Origin of the sequence: Agrobacterium vitis (genome assembly GCF_014926405.1) — a bacterium.
In the GTDB taxonomy this organism is placed as follows: Bacteria; Pseudomonadota; Alphaproteobacteria; order Rhizobiales; family Rhizobiaceae; genus Allorhizobium; species Allorhizobium vitis_H.
Genome location: NZ_JACXXJ020000005.1, coordinates 270,571 through 287,642 on the forward strand (window position 1 = coordinate 270,571; position 17,072 = coordinate 287,642).

Annotated in this window: 16 protein-coding genes and 1 pseudogene; 8 read left to right on the forward strand and 9 right to left on the reverse strand. The window is 59.3% G+C overall.

The features are described from left to right. Positions 1 to 18: 18 nt before the first annotated feature. The 3 genes from IEI95_RS12300 to IEI95_RS12310 are packed head-to-tail and all read right to left on the reverse strand — an operon-like array spanning position 19 to position 1,822. Positions 19 to 1,074, reverse strand: a complete 1,056-nt coding sequence (locus IEI95_RS12300) for a 5-(carboxyamino)imidazole ribonucleotide synthase (RefSeq protein WP_194416488.1) — start codon at positions 1,072 to 1,074, stop codon at positions 19 to 21. Positions 1,075 to 1,101: 27 nt separating this feature from the next. Next, complete coding sequence (purE, locus tag IEI95_RS12305) at positions 1,102 to 1,602, reverse strand: 5-(carboxyamino)imidazole ribonucleotide mutase (protein WP_015917061.1); 501 nt, start codon at positions 1,600 to 1,602, stop codon at positions 1,102 to 1,104. Positions 1,603 to 1,618: 16 nt separating this feature from the next. Next, entirely contained in the window at positions 1,619 to 1,822 is a 204-nt protein-coding gene (locus IEI95_RS12310; RefSeq protein WP_156535978.1) for a YdcH family protein, read from the reverse strand. 340 nt (positions 1,823 to 2,162) lie between these two features. Between IEI95_RS12310 and IEI95_RS12315 the strand changes: the two genes are divergently transcribed. After that, positions 2,163 to 2,336 (forward strand): YdcH family protein, encoded by a 174-nt coding sequence (locus IEI95_RS12315; protein WP_015917059.1) that lies wholly within the window; start codon positions 2,163 to 2,165, stop codon positions 2,334 to 2,336. A gap of 340 nt (positions 2,337 to 2,676) precedes the next feature. On the opposite strand, the gene IEI95_RS12320 is transcribed toward IEI95_RS12315, so the two are convergent. Then, positions 2,677 to 2,937, reverse strand: a complete 261-nt coding sequence (locus IEI95_RS12320; protein WP_015917058.1) for an ArsR/SmtB family transcription factor — start codon at positions 2,935 to 2,937, stop codon at positions 2,677 to 2,679. 182 nt (positions 2,938 to 3,119) lie between these two features. Then, the gene (locus IEI95_RS12325; RefSeq protein ID WP_156537079.1) at positions 3,120 to 3,887 is read right to left on the reverse strand and encodes a sulfite exporter TauE/SafE family protein; all 768 of its coding nucleotides are present in this window, start codon (positions 3,885 to 3,887) and stop codon (positions 3,120 to 3,122) included. Between the two features lie 349 nt (positions 3,888 to 4,236). On the opposite strand from IEI95_RS12325, the gene IEI95_RS12330 reads away from it, so the two are divergent. The 6 genes and pseudogenes from IEI95_RS12330 (at position 4,237) to IEI95_RS12355 (ending at position 11,914) form a co-directional block, all read left to right on the forward strand. Beyond that, positions 4,237 to 4,899, forward strand: coding sequence for a thiamine phosphate synthase (locus IEI95_RS12330; protein WP_041698198.1), 663 nt, complete (start codon positions 4,237 to 4,239; stop codon positions 4,897 to 4,899). Positions 4,900 to 4,907: 8 nt separating this feature from the next. Then, positions 4,908 to 6,248: pseudogene (locus tag IEI95_RS12335) on the forward strand (hypothetical protein); the annotation flags it as partial. Between the two features lie 413 nt (positions 6,249 to 6,661). Next, a complete protein-coding gene (locus IEI95_RS12340) occupies positions 6,662 to 7,462 on the forward strand; it encodes an inositol monophosphatase family protein (RefSeq protein ID WP_015917054.1) in 801 nt (266 codons plus the stop codon). A gap of 184 nt (positions 7,463 to 7,646) precedes the next feature. Beyond that, positions 7,647 to 8,660, forward strand: a complete 1,014-nt coding sequence (locus tag IEI95_RS12345; protein ID WP_015917053.1) for a hypothetical protein — start codon at positions 7,647 to 7,649, stop codon at positions 8,658 to 8,660. A 3-nt stretch (positions 8,661 to 8,663) separates the two neighbouring features. Continuing rightward, positions 8,664 to 9,695, forward strand: coding sequence for a peptidoglycan -binding protein (locus IEI95_RS12350; protein WP_015917052.1), 1,032 nt, complete (start codon positions 8,664 to 8,666; stop codon positions 9,693 to 9,695). 560 nt (positions 9,696 to 10,255) lie between these two features. Then, the gene (locus IEI95_RS12355) at positions 10,256 to 11,914 is read left to right on the forward strand and encodes an FAD-binding dehydrogenase (RefSeq protein ID WP_194416489.1); all 1,659 of its coding nucleotides are present in this window, start codon (positions 10,256 to 10,258) and stop codon (positions 11,912 to 11,914) included. A gap of 4 nt (positions 11,915 to 11,918) precedes the next feature. Here IEI95_RS12355 and IEI95_RS12360 read toward each other — a convergent pair whose 3' ends face one another. Next, positions 11,919 to 13,745 carry an ABC transporter transmembrane domain-containing protein gene (locus IEI95_RS12360; protein WP_156537076.1) on the reverse strand — a complete coding sequence of 609 codons (1,827 nt, stop codon included), beginning with the start codon at positions 13,743 to 13,745 and terminating at the stop codon, positions 11,919 to 11,921. 165 nt (positions 13,746 to 13,910) lie between these two features. Between IEI95_RS12360 and rpmE the strand changes: the two genes are divergently transcribed. Then, positions 13,911 to 14,132: a 50S ribosomal protein L31 gene (gene rpmE, locus IEI95_RS12365; RefSeq protein WP_015917049.1), complete on the forward strand. Its 222-nt coding sequence runs from the start codon at positions 13,911 to 13,913 to the stop codon at positions 14,130 to 14,132. A gap of 197 nt (positions 14,133 to 14,329) precedes the next feature. On the opposite strand, the gene rcdA is transcribed toward rpmE, so the two are convergent. The 3 genes from rcdA to IEI95_RS12380 form a co-directional block, all read right to left on the reverse strand. Beyond that, a complete protein-coding gene (rcdA, locus tag IEI95_RS12370; protein ID WP_156537075.1) occupies positions 14,330 to 14,845 on the reverse strand; it encodes a protease adaptor protein RcdA in 516 nt (171 codons plus the stop codon). A gap of 408 nt (positions 14,846 to 15,253) precedes the next feature. After that, on the reverse strand, positions 15,254 to 15,448 hold the full coding sequence (locus IEI95_RS12375) for a DUF1192 domain-containing protein (protein WP_015917047.1): 195 nt from the start codon (positions 15,446 to 15,448) through the stop codon (positions 15,254 to 15,256). 3 nt (positions 15,449 to 15,451) lie between these two features. Beyond that, positions 15,452 to 16,735 carry an MFS transporter gene (locus IEI95_RS12380; protein ID WP_194416490.1) on the reverse strand — a complete coding sequence of 428 codons (1,284 nt, stop codon included), beginning with the start codon at positions 16,733 to 16,735 and terminating at the stop codon, positions 15,452 to 15,454. Positions 16,736 to 17,072 lie beyond the last annotated feature (337 nt).

Sequence of the window (17,072 nt, forward strand, 5' to 3'; positions counted from 1 at the left end):
TTGCCCGTTGATGGCAGGTTATTCCCGGTTCCTGACCTCGGTGACATGTCCCATTTTGCGGCCGGGCCGTGCTTCAGCCTTGCCATAGAGATGGACGAGCACGCCCGGTTTCGCCAACCAATCTGGAACGGCGACAATATCGTCGCCGATCAGGTTGGTCATGACGCAATCGCCGTGGCGGGCTGGATCGCCCAGCGGTAACCCGGCGACGGCGCGGATATGCTGTTCGAATTGCGAGATTACGCAGGCCGCTTCCGTCCAATGGCCGGAATTGTGGACCCGAGGGGCCATTTCATTGGCGATCAGGCTGCCATCGGCCATCAGGAACAGTTCGAGCCCGACCACGCCGACATAGTCGAGGCCGTTCAGCAACTTTTCCGCAGCGCTTTTGGCCGCAGCAGCGGTCTGCGGCGAAATCGACGCAGGCACGGTGGAGGTGTGCAGAATGCCGTCGCGGTGAATATTTTCAGCCGGATCGTAGCAGGCGATTTCGCCTGATATCGAACGGGCGGCGATGATCGAGATTTCCCGCGCAAACGGCACGAAACCTTCGAGAATCAGCGGCACGGCACCAAGCGCCTGATAGCCGCCGCTGGCATCGCCACCCTTGCGATAGACCCGCTGGCCCTTGCCGTCATAGCCGAAGCGCCGGGTTTTCAGCACGCCTTCGCCACCGAATTCGGCCAATGCCTGCTCCAGGTCCGCCTGGCTGTCGACGGTGCGAAACGGGGCGGTGGCAATGCCATTGTCGTTGAGAAAGCGCTTTTCGCTCAACCTGTCCTGGGACACGGCAAGTGCCTTGGCTGGGGGATAGACCGGCACGCTGCGCGCCAGGGCTTCGGCGGCGGCGACCGGCACGTTTTCAAATTCATAGGTGACCACGTCGCAACTGGCGGCCAGTTCGGCAAGGGCTGCCTCGTCAGCGTAATCGGCAATGATCTGCCGGTTGGCAACCTGGGCGGCCGGACAGTCGGCCTGCGGTTCCAGCACGATGGTCTTCAGCCCCAGCCTTGCTGCGGCCATAGCAAGCATGCGGCCAAGCTGGCCGCCGCCGATAATTCCAATGGTCTTCACGCGTGTGATCCGTACAGTTTATAAGCCTCAGGGAGCTTCGTCGGTGGGATAGTCGGCAACGGCGGCAGTCTGATTGTCTGTCCAGTCATCCAGCCGGTCGGCGAGATCGGCATCCTGCAACGCCAGAACTCTTGCTGCGAGCAGGGCGGCATTGACAGCGCCCGCCCGGCCGATGGCGAGCGTTCCGACCGGAATACCGGCTGGCATCTGCACGATGGAATAGAGACTGTCGAGGCCGGACATGGTTTTCGATTGGACCGGCACGCCGAAAACCGGAAGCGCCGTCATCGAGGCGACCATACCAGGCAGGTGGGCGGCGCCGCCGGCTCCGGCGATGATCACTTGGAAGCCCTCGTCGCGCGCGCCCTTGGAAAAGGCGACCATGCGGTCGGGGGTACGATGGGCCGAGACGATGCGCGCCTCGTAACTGACGCCAAGTGCGTCCAGGGTATCGGCAGCGTTCTTCATGGTTTCCCAGTCGGACTGGCTTCCCATGATGATGGCGACGGGCGGTCTTTCATCCTGCATCGGCGGCACCCTTTTCTCAGGCAATGATATCGGGAATGAGCTGATCTTCCAGTTTGGTCAGCCTGTCCTTGATGGCAAGCTTTTTCTTCTTCATCCGCTGGATCCGCAAGGCATCGCAGCCGACCTGAACCATGGCGTTGATCGCAGCATCATAATCTTCGTGTTCCTGACGAAGGCGTGCGAGTCGAAGCCTTGTATCCGCGTCGTCCTGATCCGGCATCTTTTGTCCCCATCTTGTCGCTGGCTGCATCTATTTCTGATGCATGGTGGAATGGCGCAAGCTCCTATCACCAAACGTCGGTAACGGGAAGTTAGCCCTTTCGCATAATTTCATCGGCATTGGCTGTGTCTTTTAACCTATCAATTTTCCTTGCGTTTAGAGAGGCCTAACGCATGGAGGCGACCCGATATGGGAAGTATCACCTGTGCCAACATGAAATTGCCCTCATAAATTCAGGTTTTCGCCTTAGACATCGGCCAGCGATCGTGTCACACTGCTGTCGCAAACCAAGAAGCTCCAGCGATGGATGCTGGAGGTTGAAAAGGAAGGATAGAATCAAATGACCATTCAGGCTCATATTGAATCGCTTGCCAAGAAGCATGGAGTTTTGGAGGAGAAACTACATGCCGCCCTTTCCTCTCCCTCGACCGACGACAAGGAAATTCTGGAACTCAAGCGCCTCAAATTGCGCCTCAAGGATGAAATGGAGCGCCTGAAGTCGACACGACATTAGAGGCTGGATGATGCCTCCTTGAATCGGGCCCGATTTGAGGACTTCATCCAGTGAACAGGCCCTTTGCATCGGCACGTGGCGGATTGTTTGCTATAGCGTTCCGCCGCTGTCTTGATACTCTATCCCAGATCCAAGAGCGCTAAACCATTGCCGCTCTTGACCGAGAACAGGCTCCGAAGCGCCGATTGCCTTCGGGGCCTTTTTCGTGGGCTGTTTTCGCAAGTCGAATCATGCGGTGCTATAAACGATTGGGAACGCCAGAGGCGCTGTGGCGAACGAAATATTCGCGCCTGCTATGACGATATTGGCACGCCGGTCCCTATGCGAACCGATCCCACCGTCAGTTCCAGAACTGGTCCAGCCACAGGTTCAGCCGGTTGAAGCCGGAATGGTTGACCGAATAGATCCGCTTGGTGCCCTGGGTGGCCACTGTCACCAGATTGCAATCCAGCAGGGCCTTCAAATGTTGTGAGACGGCCGGCCGGCTGATCGGCAGGCCCTTGGCCAGATCGTTCACCGTGCGCGGTGCACGGCGTAACTCTTCCAGCAAATGGCGTCGGTTGGGATCGGCAATGGCCGAGAATGGATCGATTGTCGTCATATGCGCAAGCTATGATACATCCTGCCGTCCGGCAAGCGCAATTGTGCGATGCGAAAATGCAATTTTATCGGGATTTTGATTGTCGTCAATTTTGCAATCCCCTTCCAGTCGCAAATGTCTTATCCCAAGTCTCGAGATATTTGCAAAAGCAATCCGATGCCAATCTTCAATCGCTCATCGGATTACAGGAAAAACAAACCGTCCCAAAACAGTTTCAGCCCGGCAATCAGCGTCATGGCATAGATCAGCGGATAGAAGGTCTGCGCTTTCATCCGACGCACCACCATGGCACCGGCCATGGTGGACAGCAGCGCCACCGGCAGCAGGCTGAGCGATAGGGTGAAATTGCTGAAATCCAGCTGGCCGAGCGCGATATAGGGAATGACCTTGATGGTGTTGAGGCAGGCAAAAAACCGCACGCTGGTACCGGTATAGGTCTTTGGATCGAGCTTTAACGGCAGGGCATAGATTTCAAACGGCGGACCGCCCGCATGCGCGACAAAGCTGCCATAACCGGCCAGCGTGCCCCAACCCGTTGCAGCCACCGCGCGCTGTGGTTTTGCCGGTCTTGCATCATGGCCTTCGCCGCGCAAGCGGCGCAGGAAATAGCGCCCGGCAAACACCACCGTAATGGCCCCGAGCACGAGCCGCATGGCGTCAGCCGGGATCAGCGCCGATGTGGCCCAACCAAAGGCGATCCCGGCGATGGCGCCGGGCAGAAGCAGGAAAAACGTGCGCCAGTCGCCATGGTGGCGCCAGGCGTGCAGCGCGACCAGATCCATGACCAGCAGGATCGGCAGGAAAATCGCCGCAGCCGTCATCGGCGGTACGGCGAGCGCCAGGATCGGTACGCCGAGCAGACTGAAGGCGCCGCCCAGACCGCCCTTGGACAGGCCGACCAATACGACGGCGGGAATGGCGGCAAGCAGGAATGAGAGATCTGGCAGCATGGATGGTCGAATTTCCGCGATGGTGTCTTGGGGTGCTGGTATCTGTAGGGATGGGTATCTTCCCCAGAAGGCGGCGGCTGTCTCTGACAGTTGGTGTTGATCCTTTCCTCAGTCCGGTCTATCGACTTCCTGCAAACATGGCGAGATCCTTTCGCCGCAGAGAGAGTGCCAACAAAAACGAGAGCAACAGAGGCTTCAGCATCATTCTTTAAATCACAATCGGTTTAAAGGGAAAGCGTGCCGCAGACATGACGTGCTACAGCACCTTATATGCCCTATATAAAGGGTGCAGGGCGCTTTGGCCCGGGTCGCCTCCCTTGCTCTTGCCATGAAGAAGACGGAAATCGCCATGTCCAAGTCGCCCAAGTTCCAAAGCCGCTGTCGGCTTGTTCTTATCACGCCGCAGATTGCCGATGTGCAGATGCTTGCCACGACTGTCGGCAATGCCTTGAAGGGTGGCGATGTCGCCTCGGTGATCATCCCGCAATATGATTTTGATGACGATACGTTCCAGGCCCAGGCCGAAGCGGTCGTGCCGCTGGTGCAGGCAGCGGGTGCCGCTGCCATCATCGCCGACAATAGCCGGGTTGCCGGTCGCGCCAAGGCCGATGGCCTGCATATCAGCGGCGATGTCGAGGCGCTGGCCGAGGCGGTGGAAAAATTCACCCCGAAGATGATTGTCGGCTCCGGTGCGGCCCGCGACCGGCACCATGCGCTGGAGGCTGGCGATGCCGACCCCGACTACATGTTTTTCGGCAAGCTGGATGGCGATATCAAGCCGGAAGCGCATTCGAAAAACCTGGCCTTGGGCGAATGGTGGTCGTCGATGGTGGAGATCCCCTGCATCGTCATGGGCGGCGCAGATCCGCAATCGGCCCTGGCTGTCGCTGAAACCGGCGCGGAATTTGCGGCGCTCTCCAGGGCGGTGTTTGACGATCCGGAGGCAGCCGCCACCGTGGTTGCTCAGGTAAATGCTTTGCTTGACGAAAAAGCGCCACGGTTTGAGGATTGAACGCCTCAATGACCATTGCCTTGCCCCGTCTTGCCCTAACCCGTTTGGCCAAATTCCGGTCGCTGTCTGGACGATCCGTCTGTGCAAGCCTGGTTTTGGCGCTGGCATGTCCGACGGTCATGGATATCGGTGCTTATGCGCAGGTTCCGCCTGCGGCATCCTCACCTCCGGCGGCGAAGCCTGATGTGAAGGCGGGTGAGGGCAAATCAGGCGAGGCTGCCGATCAGGCCTCTCCTGAGACGCCATCGGAAAAGGTTGGGGAGCAAGGGCGAGGCCCAAAGCCGGGGAACGAAATCGAGGTGCCAATCGCTCCTGACGATAAAACGGCTCCCGAAAACAGCCCTGGCTCTGACGAGACAAACGGTTTTGTCAGGTCGAGCGGGCTTTCCGGTCCGGTATCGGGTGAGGATGCTGGCAAGGTACAGCGGCCGGGCGTGAAGGATGCGGGACCGGCTGGCGGTATTACGCTGATGGAGCGCATGGGTATTCCGCTGCCGGATCTACCGCCGGAAAAGCCCTATACCGGCAAGGTCGATCTTGCCTATGGCGCGTTCCAGCGCGGGCTGTTTGCCACCGCCTTCGATTACGCCCTGCCGCTCGCCGAGAAGGGCGATCCCGCCGCGCAGACATTGATTGCCGAGCTGATGACCCGTGGTCTGGCGGTCAAGCGCGACATGAAGGGAGCGGCCTTCTGGTATGCCAAGGCCGCTGCGGGTGGCGATCCGGCGGCAATGTTCAAATATGCGTTGATGTTGATCGAAGGGCGCTTTGTCTCGCCGGATCGCAAGCTGGCCGATGACTATATGCGCCGGGCAGCGGAAGCGGGCAATGCGTCGGCCCAGTTCAACTGGGCGCAATTGCTGGTCTCGGAAAATCCCGGCAAGAAGGGATTGCTGTTGGCGCTGCCTTTCTACGAGCAATCGGCGGAACAAGGCATCGCCGATGCGCAATATGCCGTCGCTCAGATCTATCGCAACCTGCCGGACGTGCCGGCGGAAAAGCGACAGCTGGCGCGCGAATGGCTGGTGCGGGCGGCGCGTGCCGGTTTCGATACCGCCGAGCTTGATATCGGCATCTGGTTGATCAACGGCATTGCCGGGCCGCAGGATCTGGAACAGGGCTTCAAATGGTTGCGGATTGCCGCCAATCGCGGCAATGTCGCTGCCCAGAACCGGCTGGCGCATGTGTATGTGGCGGCGCTCGGTACCCGTCCCGATCCGGTCGAGGCGGCGAAATGGTATGTGCTGTCGCGTCGGGCGGGCCTTGCCGATCCTGCTCTTGAGGATTTCTATCTCGGCCTGCCCGACAGCCAGCAGAAACAGGCAATCGAAGCGGCCAACAAATACCGGACCGGCCAGCACAGACTGGGTCGCCCGGTATCGAAGGCCCAAGGCTCACCGACGGGCAAAAATGGGGCGAGGGACGAGGTCAGCGACATCATCAGCAAGGCTGCAAAGCCGGTGACGCCACCGCCCATCGACCCGACCGGGCTTCCGGGCGTCTCCCTGCCTCCTGTGGGGGGCAAGCTCCCAAATGACGTCCCCAAAAATGATGCAGACAAGGATGAAAATCCCGAGGATGGCACCGATGTGCCGGATCAGCCGCCCGCCGCCCCCTGAATCGCGCAGGGACTTGAATTGCGCCAGATTTTGTGGTCTTGAACCGCTCAATCTTTGCACGCCGCTAAAAGGGCCGCGCCCGACCTCCATCCTGTTGATGGCGGATGACGGCCTGCTGCATCATTCAGTCTAAGGAAACCGCTATGGCTCGCTCAGCCCTTCTCAATGTCATGGTCCAGGCCGCCGTCAAGGCCGGGAAATCCCTGTCGCGCGATTTTGGCGAGGTGCAGAACTTGCAGGTTTCGGTGAAGGGTCCCGGCGATTTCGTCTCCCAGGCCGATATGAAGGCTGAAAAACTGGTGCGCGAGGACCTGCTGAAGGCCCGACCCACCTATGGCTTCCTCGGGGAAGAGGGCGAAGAGATCAAGGGGACCGATGGCGCCCATCGCTGGATCGTCGATCCGCTGGATGGCACCACAAACTTCCTGCACGGCATTCCGCAATTTGCCGTCTCCATCGCCCTGGAGCGCAATGGCGAAATCGTCGCAGGCGTGATCTTCAATCCGGCCACTGACGAGCTTTACACGACCGAAAAGGGTGGCGGTGCCTTCCTTAACGATCGTCGTATTCGCGTTGGCGCCCGCAAGGCGCTGTCGGATTGCGTGATCGGTTGCGGCATGCCGCATCTGGGCCGCGGCAATCACGGCAAGGCGCTGCTGGAACTGCGCCATGTGATGGGCGAAGTGGCTGGCGTCCGCCGCATGGGGGCAGCGGCCCTGGACCTCGCCTATGTCGCCTGCGGCCGGTTCGACGGTTTCTGGGAAACCGGCTTGCATGCCTGGGATATCGCCGCTGGCCTGTTGCTGATCCGCGAAGCGGGCGGCTTCGTCAGCGATATGTCGGGCGGAACCGATAGTCTTGAGCGTGGTGACATTGTCGCGGGCAATGAATATATCCAGAAGGCGCTGCTGGAAGTGGTCAAGCGGCCCTTGCCGAAGGCTTGATCGGCTCAAGCGCCAGCATGGCTTTTTCGGCGCTTTCGCAAAAGCGCCGGTTTTCGCTTCAATTCGACATGAATTTGAACTAGCCTCCGTCCACTTCATGCTGCCTGGGTCGAGCCTTTCACAGGCTTGACCCGTGGTTTGCGAAAGGGATCGACCGCTTGCCTGTAATGGAGACGTGCTGCCAATGACGGATGTGGATGTGGACGCCCCGGACGCTGAACCGGCCCGTTACGGCTCGAAACTGTCAAGCCCGGCACCCATTATTCTGACGATGCTGATCTTTCTGATCCTCATCGGGTTCATTGCGGCCATTCTGTTTCGGCAGGCCGAACAGGCATTTTACACCAATCCGGGCCTGAATGGTCTTATTCTCGGGGTGTTGGCCGTCGGCATCATCCTGATTTTCGCCCATGTGGTCGGGCTGATTTCGGAAGTGCGCTGGTTCAATCATTTTCAGCGGTCCGGCACTGCGGATAAGTCCGGACGCGAGCCGAAATTGTTGGCGCCGATGCGCTCCCTGCTGGGCAATCGCCGCTCAACCGGCCTGTCAACGACGCTGCTGCGTTCCATCCTTGATTCCATCGCCACCCGGCTGGACGAAGCACGCGACACCTCGCGCTATCTGATCGGCCTTCTGGTGTTTCTCGGCCTGCTCGGCACCTTCTGGGGCCTGATCGGTACGATCAGCTCGATCAGTAATGTCATCCAGACATTGGATGCCGGTTCCGGTGGGCAGGGCAGCGATGTGCTGCAAACCCTGAAAAACGGTCTTTCCGCGCCGCTTGCCGGCATGGGCACAGCATTTTCCTCGTCGCTGCTGGGCCTGTCCGGCTCGCTGATCCTCGGCTTTCTCGATTTGCAGGCTGGCCGCGCCCAGAACCGATTCTATACGGAGCTGGAGAACTGGCTGTCTTCCGTCACCGATACCGGTTCCGATCAACCCGTACCGGCGGGCGTTTCCGGTCACGACATTGAGCGGTTGCTGGAGCAGATGAAAAAGATTGCCCAGCAGCCTGCCTCCGGCTCCGACCGGTCGGCAGCCGCGCTGAGCGGCTTGTCGGATGGCATCCAGGGGCTGGTGAAGAACATGCGCAATGAGCAGCAAATGCTGCGCGACTGGATCGAAGCCCAGCAGGAAGACACCCGTGCCATGCGCAAGGCGCTGGACCGGTTGAACGACAAGCTCGGGAGCAAGTAGACCATGGCCCTGGGGCGCAACCGCAAGCGGGATCGCGGCGCCGACTATTGGCCGGGCTTTGTCGATGCCTTATCGACGCTGCTGATCGCCATCATGTTCCTGCTCACCGTTTTCGTGGTGGCGCAATTCGTGCTCAGCCGGGAAATTTCCGGCAAGGACGAGGTGTTGAACCGGCTGAACAACCAGATTGCCGAGTTGACGCAAATGCTGGCGCTCGAAAAGGGCGGCAAGCAGGATCTGGAAGACGCGCTGGCCAACCTGCAATCCTCGCTGGATACGTCCGAGAAGGAACGCAGCCGTTTGCAATCCCTGCTCGATACCGGGGCGGGCAATTCGGCCCAGGCCCAGGTGAAGATCGGCGAACTCAGTGGCAAGCTCGATGAGCAGCAGCAGGTCAGCGCCCGCGCCATGAGCCAGATCGACCTCTTGAACCAGCAGATCGCCGCACTTCGCGCCCAGATTGCCGCTGTCGAACAGGCCTTGCAGGCCTCGGAGGCCAAGGACCAGAATTCACAGGCGAAAATCGCCGATCTCGGACGGCGGCTGAATGTGGCCCTGGCCCAGAAGGTGCAGGAACTCAATCGCTATCGCTCCGACTTTTTCGGACGCCTGCGTGAAATCCTGTCGGATCGGCAAAATATCCGCATTGTCGGCGACCGTTTCGTGTTCCAGTCAGAAGTACTGTTTCCCTCCGGCGGTGCCGACATGAACCCGCAAGGCCAGGAGGAAATGGTCAAGCTCGCCAATGCCCTGATCGATCTTGCCAAGGAAATTCCCCCCGATATCAATTGGGTGCTGCGCGTCGATGGCCATACGGACAATGTCCAGCTGTCAGGCAATGGCCGCTATCCGGACAATTGGGCACTGTCGGCTGCCCGCGCCGTCTCGGTGGTCAAGTTCCTGATTTCCAAGGGCGTCCCCGCCGACCGTCTGGCTGCTGCCGGTTTCGGTGAATTCCAGCCGATTGCCCCGGGCGATACACCTGAAGCTCGCGCCCAAAACCGGCGGATCGAGCTGAAGCTGACGGAGCGGTGAGACGGGCAGATGAATGGGTGGCGAGAGTCTGTCAGGTTCAGATTGAGCCACAGTACACGACGCGACCGCTATCATCTGCCGCTTACCCCCTCATCCCCCTGCCGGGACCTTCTCCCCGCTGGGGAGAAGAGATGCGAGGCAACCTTCTGATCCTTATCAAAAGGCGTGAAAAGCGGGCGTAATCCCTTTGATTCCGACATTAAAAGGAGTGCGCGGCTAACAGCTTGGGCTCTTCTCTCCAGCGGCGAGAGGGTGGCGGCAGAGGCAAGAGGGGGAGGCGAAAGCCGAAAAACACAAGCGTCGTGTACCGTGAGATTGAACCAGACCGACTCTCAATTCTTTTGTTTTCGTTTGCCTTCTCGGGAAAACCGGGTTCCACTTTACCCTGACAAACTCCAGTATGGCTGCATCCCCTGCCTGATCCAAGCTTAATCCCGTCGGACAACAGCAGATCTGGAAAGAGCATACCTGCCTCAAGCTTGCAAGATTTTGACGTTCGCGTAAAAGTAAGCTTTTCTGCCAGGGAGAGAATGGCAGTGAAATGTGCTTGGGAGGGCGTGATGAACGAGTTCGATGTGATCGTGGTTGGTGCAGGGCTGGCGGGGTTGGTTGCGGCAACCGAGGCGGCGGGGCGGGGCTTGTCGGTCTGTGTCGTTGATCAGGAGGGCGAGCAGAACCTAGGCGGGCAGGCTTTCTGGTCGCTGGGCGGATTGTTCTTCATCGACAGTCCTGAGCAACGGCTGATGCGGGTACGTGACAGCTTGGCTTTGGCCGAGCAGGACTGGTTCGGCTCGGCGGGTTTCGACCGGTCCGAGGATTATTGGCCGCGGCGTTGGGCGCAGGCCTATCTGCACTTTGCGGCAGGCGAGAAACGGGCATGGCTGCATCAGCTGGGCATGCGTTGGTTTCCAGTGGTCGGCTGGGCGGAGCGCGGCGGTCAGCTTGCCGATGGCCATGGAAATTCGGTGCCGCGCTTTCATGTGACCTGGGGAACAGGGCCGGGCGTGCTGGAACCGTTTCTCAACCTGGCAAAGACGCTGGCCGAGGCCGGGCGCATCACGTTCCGGTTTCGCCATCAGGTCGATGCGCTGGAGCGCCGGGATGGACGGGTGACGGGTGTGTCCGGCACAGTGCTGGCCAGTGATGCCGTTTTGCGGGGCGAAAAGAGCAGCCGTCAGCCTCTCGGCGATTTCACCTATTCCGCCCAGGCCGTTATCGTCGCGTCCGGTGGCATTGGCGGCAACCATCAACTGGTGCGGCAGAACTGGCCGGTGGACCGGCTGGGTCAGCCGCCGGCCACCATGGTTTGTGGCGTACCTGCCCATGTCGACGGGCGGATGATCGCCATTACCGAACAGGCGGGCGGCAGCGTCATCAACCGCGATCGCATGTGGCATTATACCGAGGGTGTGAAGAACCACGACCCGATCTGGCCGGATCATGGCATCCGCATCTTGCCCGGCCCATCCTCCTTCTGGTGCGATGCCGATGGCAACCGGCTGCCATCGCCCGCCATGCCGGGGTTTGATACGCTTGGTACGCTGAAAATCCTGCGCGAGCGGGGCAGTGATTACAGTTGGTTCATCCTAACCGAGGCGATCATCAAGAAGGAATTCGCACTGTCGGGTTCGGAGCAAAACCCGGATCTGACCGGTCGCAATATCCGCCTTCTGCTGAAGCGGCTTGGCAAGCGCCCGACCGGTCCGGTCCTGGCCTTCATGGAACGGGGCGAGGATTTTGCCGTCAGCACCGATCTGGAGGAGCTGGTGGCCAAGATGAATACGATCAGCGGTGAGAGCCGGTTGGACCCTGCCCATCTCCGCCGCCAGATTGAGGCGCGGGACCGGGAGATCAGCAACACCTTCAGCAAGGATGCGCAAATCACCGCCATTCGCGGGGCGCGGCACTATCTCGGCGATAAATTGATGCGGACTGCCGCACCGCACCGGTTGCTCGATCCGGCCAAGGGACCGCTGATCGCTGTGCGCCTGCATATCCTGACCCGCAAGACGCTGGGCGGCTTGCAGACCGACCTTGAGGGCCGGGTGCTGGAAATGTCCGGTGAGCCGGTGCCGGGCCTTTATGCGGCAGGCGAGGTCTCAGGCTTCGGCGGTGGCGGAATGCATGGCTATAATGCGTTGGAAGGCACATTTCTCGGCGGCTGCCTGTTTTCCGGCCGGGTGGCTGGCCGCAATGTTCTCGCGGCCAGCTCGTCCTGATGGGTTACTTCGCTTCTGCCAGGAAATCCTGCGCGCCGCTCTGGAATTGCAGCCGGGCCAGCCGGGCATAGATGCCGCCCTGCTGGATCAGGCTTTGGTGGGTGCCCTGTTCCACCACCTTGCCATCATCGATGACAAGAATCCGGTCCGCCTTCAGCACGGTGGCCAGCCGATGGGCGATGACGATGGTGGTGCGCGACTTCATCAGCTCGTCCAGGGCTTTCTGCACCAGGGTCTCGCTTTCCGCATCCAGCGCCGAGGTGGCCTCATCCAGCAGCAGGACAGGCGCATCCTTCAGGATAGCGCGGGCAATGGCTATGCGTTGACGCTGGCCGCCTGACAGCGTGATGCCACGCTCACCGACCTGCGTGTCAAAGCCATGGTCCAGCCGGTCGATGAACTCGGTGGCCTGGGCGGCGCGGGCAGCAACGATCACCGCCTCGCGGCTGGCATCGGGGCAGCTGAAGGCGATATTATCGTGGATCGTGCCGGAAAAGATCGTCACGTCCTGGGGGACGATGGCAATGCTGCCGCGCAATGCCTCCGTTGACACATCGCGCAGATCACTTCCATCAAGACAGATGCGCCCGCTTGTCGGGTCGTAGAAGCGCAGGATCAGCGAGAAGATCGTGCTTTTACCTGCGCCTGATGGTCCGACGATCGCCACGGTTTCCCCGGCATCGACGGCAAAGCTCAGGCCTTTGACGGCGGAGCGTCCCGGGCGGCTGGGATAGGAAAACTCGACAGTCTCAAACCACACTTCGCCACGCGCAGGGGTGGGCAAGGGTTTTGGATGGTCTGGCGATTGCACGGCAGAGACCTCGGCCAGCAATTCCGTCAGCCGTTCGGCGGCCCCGCCCGCCTGCATCAATTCACCCCAGACCTCAGACAATTGGCCAAGCGATGAGGCGGCGATGACGGAATAGAGCAGGAACTGGCCCAGGGTTCCCGCTGACAGCGTTCCGGCCAGCACGCTTTGGGCGCCATACCAGAGCACCCCGACAATGCTGCCGAACACCAGCGTAATGGCAACGCCGGTCAGGATGGCGCGCGAGCGGGTGGCGATACGGGCAGCCTGGAAAGCCTGTTCGACGGCAGCGCCGTAGCGGGCGCTGGCGGCGGCTTCCCCATTAAAGGCCTGGACGGTACGGGCAGCCCCAATACTTTCGCCTGCAAAGGCTGCGGCCTCCGCCAGCCTGTCCTGGGCAAGCCGGGAGCGGCGCCGCACCGAGCGGCCAAAGGCAATCAGCGGAAAGACAATGACGGGAATCGCGGCCAGCACCATCACCGACAGTTTCGGGCTGGTATAGATCATCATGCCCATGGCGCCAAAACACATGATGATGTTGCGCAGTGCTACCGAGGCGCTGGCGCCAACGGCGGATTTGATCTGGGTGGCATCGGCTGTCAGCCGCGAGACAATTTCGCCGGATTGGTTGACGTCGAAAAACGCAGGCGACAGGCGGCTGACATGATCGAACACTTCGCGCCTGATGTCCGAGACGATCCGCTCGCCAATGGTGATGACATAATAATAGCGAAGCGCGCTGGAAGCGGCCATGATCAGCGCCAGAACGATCAGCATGGCAAAATACTTGTTGATGAAGCCGGCATCGGCAGAGGCCATGCCGTGGTCGATCATCCGGCGCACGGCCAGCGGTAGCGCCAGCGTGGTCACGGCAGCCAGAGCCAGAAACACCAAGGCGGCCAATGCCATGCCGCGATACCGCATCAGGTAAGGGTTAAGCCTGGCGAGAGGCTTCAGACTACGGCTCGATTTTGCCTGGCGTTCTTGGTTTTCCGACACTGATCCGTACTCCGCCCCTGCCATCCCAGCTTATGCGCTGGGGGCCTTGTTATCCCTGCGACCTTCATGTATAGGCAGCCCATCAAATTGGGAAGCCCGCGACATTACCAGTCTCCGGCTTCATGTATTGAATTGGGTCGGCTGACGCAATTGCGGCAAATAGACCCCCGGCACATCAGGAAGACCGTCATGAAGGCTAACATTCATCCCGAATACCACAAGATCAAGGTCGTCATGACCGATGGCACCGAGTACGAAACATTTTCGACCTGGGGCACTGAAGGTCAGGTCATGAACCTCGACATCGACTCCAAGTCGCACCCGGCCTGGACCGGCGGCAACCAGCAGCTCATGGACCGCGGCGGCCGTCTCTCCAAGTTCAACAAGCGTTTCGGCGGCCTCGGCCTCTAAGTCATCGCTTGTATGTCTTTCCAAAAAGGCCCGGTCTTGTGATCGGGCCTTTTTGGTTTGGGCTGATTTTCAGCGCCTTTTTGGCACATCGGATTTTACACGAAAAACCCGGCACTGCTGGGCAGAGCCGGGTTTAGAAATCCGATGTCAACATGCAGCGCCGTCCGGCTGCCTGTGACCTGATTATTGAAAAAACATCAATTGGCGTTGAAGGCCGTGCGCAGCAGGTTCAACTGGGCCTGGACGCTGTTCTCATTGTCCGGCACGATGGATGTGTCATTCGGGCGATAGATTTCGCGGTCAAGCAGCGCGATCCGGTTTTGCAGGCGCAGCGAGCGTTCGATCAGGTCGCGGAAGGATTCCGGCAGATCGTTCCAGCCTGGCGCATTGCGGTCGACGTTGAAGCCGTCCAGACGGACCTTGCTCTTTTCGGAAATCACCTGGTCGCGCGACATTTCGCCATTGTTGACCGCGCGCTGCAAAAGAAGCCAGGAGGCCATCTGCATCAGGCGTGTGGTCAGGCGCATGGATTCAGCTGCATAGAGCACGGAGGCCATGCGGGGCAGAACCTTTGCAGCCGAACGGCCGGGGCCGTCGAGATATCCGGCGGTTTCTTCGACCAGCCCCATGCCTTCTGCATAGGTCGCCTTGAACTGCGACGACGAAGCAGCGCGCCCGGCAAAGCTGACCGTATTCAATCCAAGTTCCGACATCGACATTTTCCCTGTCTTACGCATCACTTATTGACGTAGCGCGGCGGTTAACGAAGTCCAGCGCCAATTCCATGGGTGAACGATGCTACCAATACCCCAAATGCGCAAGTCGTTTCTTAAGAAAGGGTTAATTCCCACAGTTTTAGGTAAAGTCGAAAGGCATAAAAAAAGAGCCGCAAAAGCGGCTCTCAAGGTAAAACAGGGAGAAAAATCAGACCAAATCGCCATTTGGTGAAACCGTCTGAATCCAGAAGAACCGGACAGGTTATACATTCGCATAAAATGCTTAATATTGCGTTAATACTGCATCGCGATAGATCAAAACGGCGTTGCTTGCCGCTGCATGCGAGGGTTCCCGGCCCGATCTTTACCATTGTGCGCAGCTGTAATATTTTGAACCATAGCCTGCTACTTTAAAGGGCGAAACAGCGATTCAGCTGCCGCTTTTCCCGCCATCTTGCTGGATTTTTCCGTTTCGAGACGGGCGATTTCCTGTTTTAGCAAAGTGATTCGCGTCTCCAGTTCGCTGGCCGACAGGAGAGAAAGGTCGCAGCCGATCTCGTGTTCCGGTGGTTTGCGCGGCCGGTCCGGGTCTTCCATCATCGCTTATGCCTCCTTGTTTGCTGGCTCTTCACCAATGATGTCCATGCGTTCAGCTCTTGGGTCAAGTGTTGCCGATTGCGGGGTGGCCATCATGGTCGAGACAGGGCCATGGCCTGTGGAAAAATTCTCCTTTTCCTCGGAGGTGAGGGTCGGGCGTAACCGGCTGCGGAAAATCGCATAGGCAACCAGCAAAGCATGGGCGGTGGCGGTGACCCCAAACAATGCATAGGGACCGAACCATGTCATGACAGGGCCGCCGATGGTCGGGCCGATAATCGTACCGATACCAAACAGCAGCAGCAACCCGCCGGACACTTTGACGAAATCGCCACTATCGGCAAAGTCATTGGCGTGGGCGACCGCAATCGGATAGAGTGAATTGGCTGCGGCCCCATAAAGCGCCACAAGCGGGATCAGGAAAACGGCGGTCTGCGGTCGCAGAACCAGAAGCAGCAGGGCTGCCACCAGGGCGACCGAGCCAATACCAGCCAGAACATAACGCCGGTCCGTATGGTCGGACAGACGGCCAGCCGGAAACTGGGCGGCAGCACCGGCAAAGATCGTGACGCTCAACATGCTGGCGATCATCACATCCGGCAGGCCGACGCGGGCGCCGAACACCGCCACTAGAGTGCCGTAAGCGCCGTTGGCGATGCCGATCAGCAGAATACCGACAAAGGACACGGGCGAATTTCGATAGAGTTTTGGCAGATCCAGCTTGACGGATTTCAACGGTTGAGGTGAGGCGGCGTTGGACATGGTGGTGGGCAGCATGGCCAGGCAATAGAGAATGCCGCAGATCATGAACAGCGTTGGCGTGTGTATATTGCCAAAGGCCACCATCATCTGGCCGCCGACCACCCCGAACAGGGTGACGGAAATGTAGAAGGAAAAGATCGAGCCACGGCTCTCATTGCTGGCCCTCTCATTCAGCCAGCTTTCGATGATCATCGAGGTGCCAGCGGTGCAAAAGCCGGTCAGCGTTCGCAGGGCGACCCACGAATATTGTTCGACGACCAGACCGGTGATCAACGAAATGATGGCGATGATCGCGATGAAGCAGGAAAATGCTCGGACATGGCCGACCCGCATCACCAGCTTGGGTGCAATGAAACAACCAAGCACAAAGCCCGCCGCCCAGGACGTACCGAGCAGGCCGAGCACTTCATTGGAATAGCCTTCAAACGAGCCGCGCACCGGCAGAAGCAGTCCGTGCAGACCATTGCCGAGGAACAGGAACAGCGTGCCAAGCAGGAGGGAGAGGACGGGAAACAGATTTCGGGTCATGCAAATCACTTCGGAACGGGTCGAGGCGAAGGCCAAGCGTGGCAGGGCGCGGAATGCGTGGGGCCATTATTCCCCGGAATGGGGTCGATTTATGAAATATGTCAAACTGTTGTTACTGCGACGTTACAGCAGGTGATTTTCCAGCTATACCAAGGGTCATTGAAAATGACTCTTGGTATTCCCTTTGCAAATATCTCAAGCCTCTGCTGCGTTTGAGATATTTGCAATGCCTTCAAGACGAGGATGCGTGAGCATCTTCGAGACTTGGTATTATGGGTATGGCGCAAACCGCCAGATGATGGCCAAGCAAAGCCTGCTTCCCTTTGCCCGGTGATAT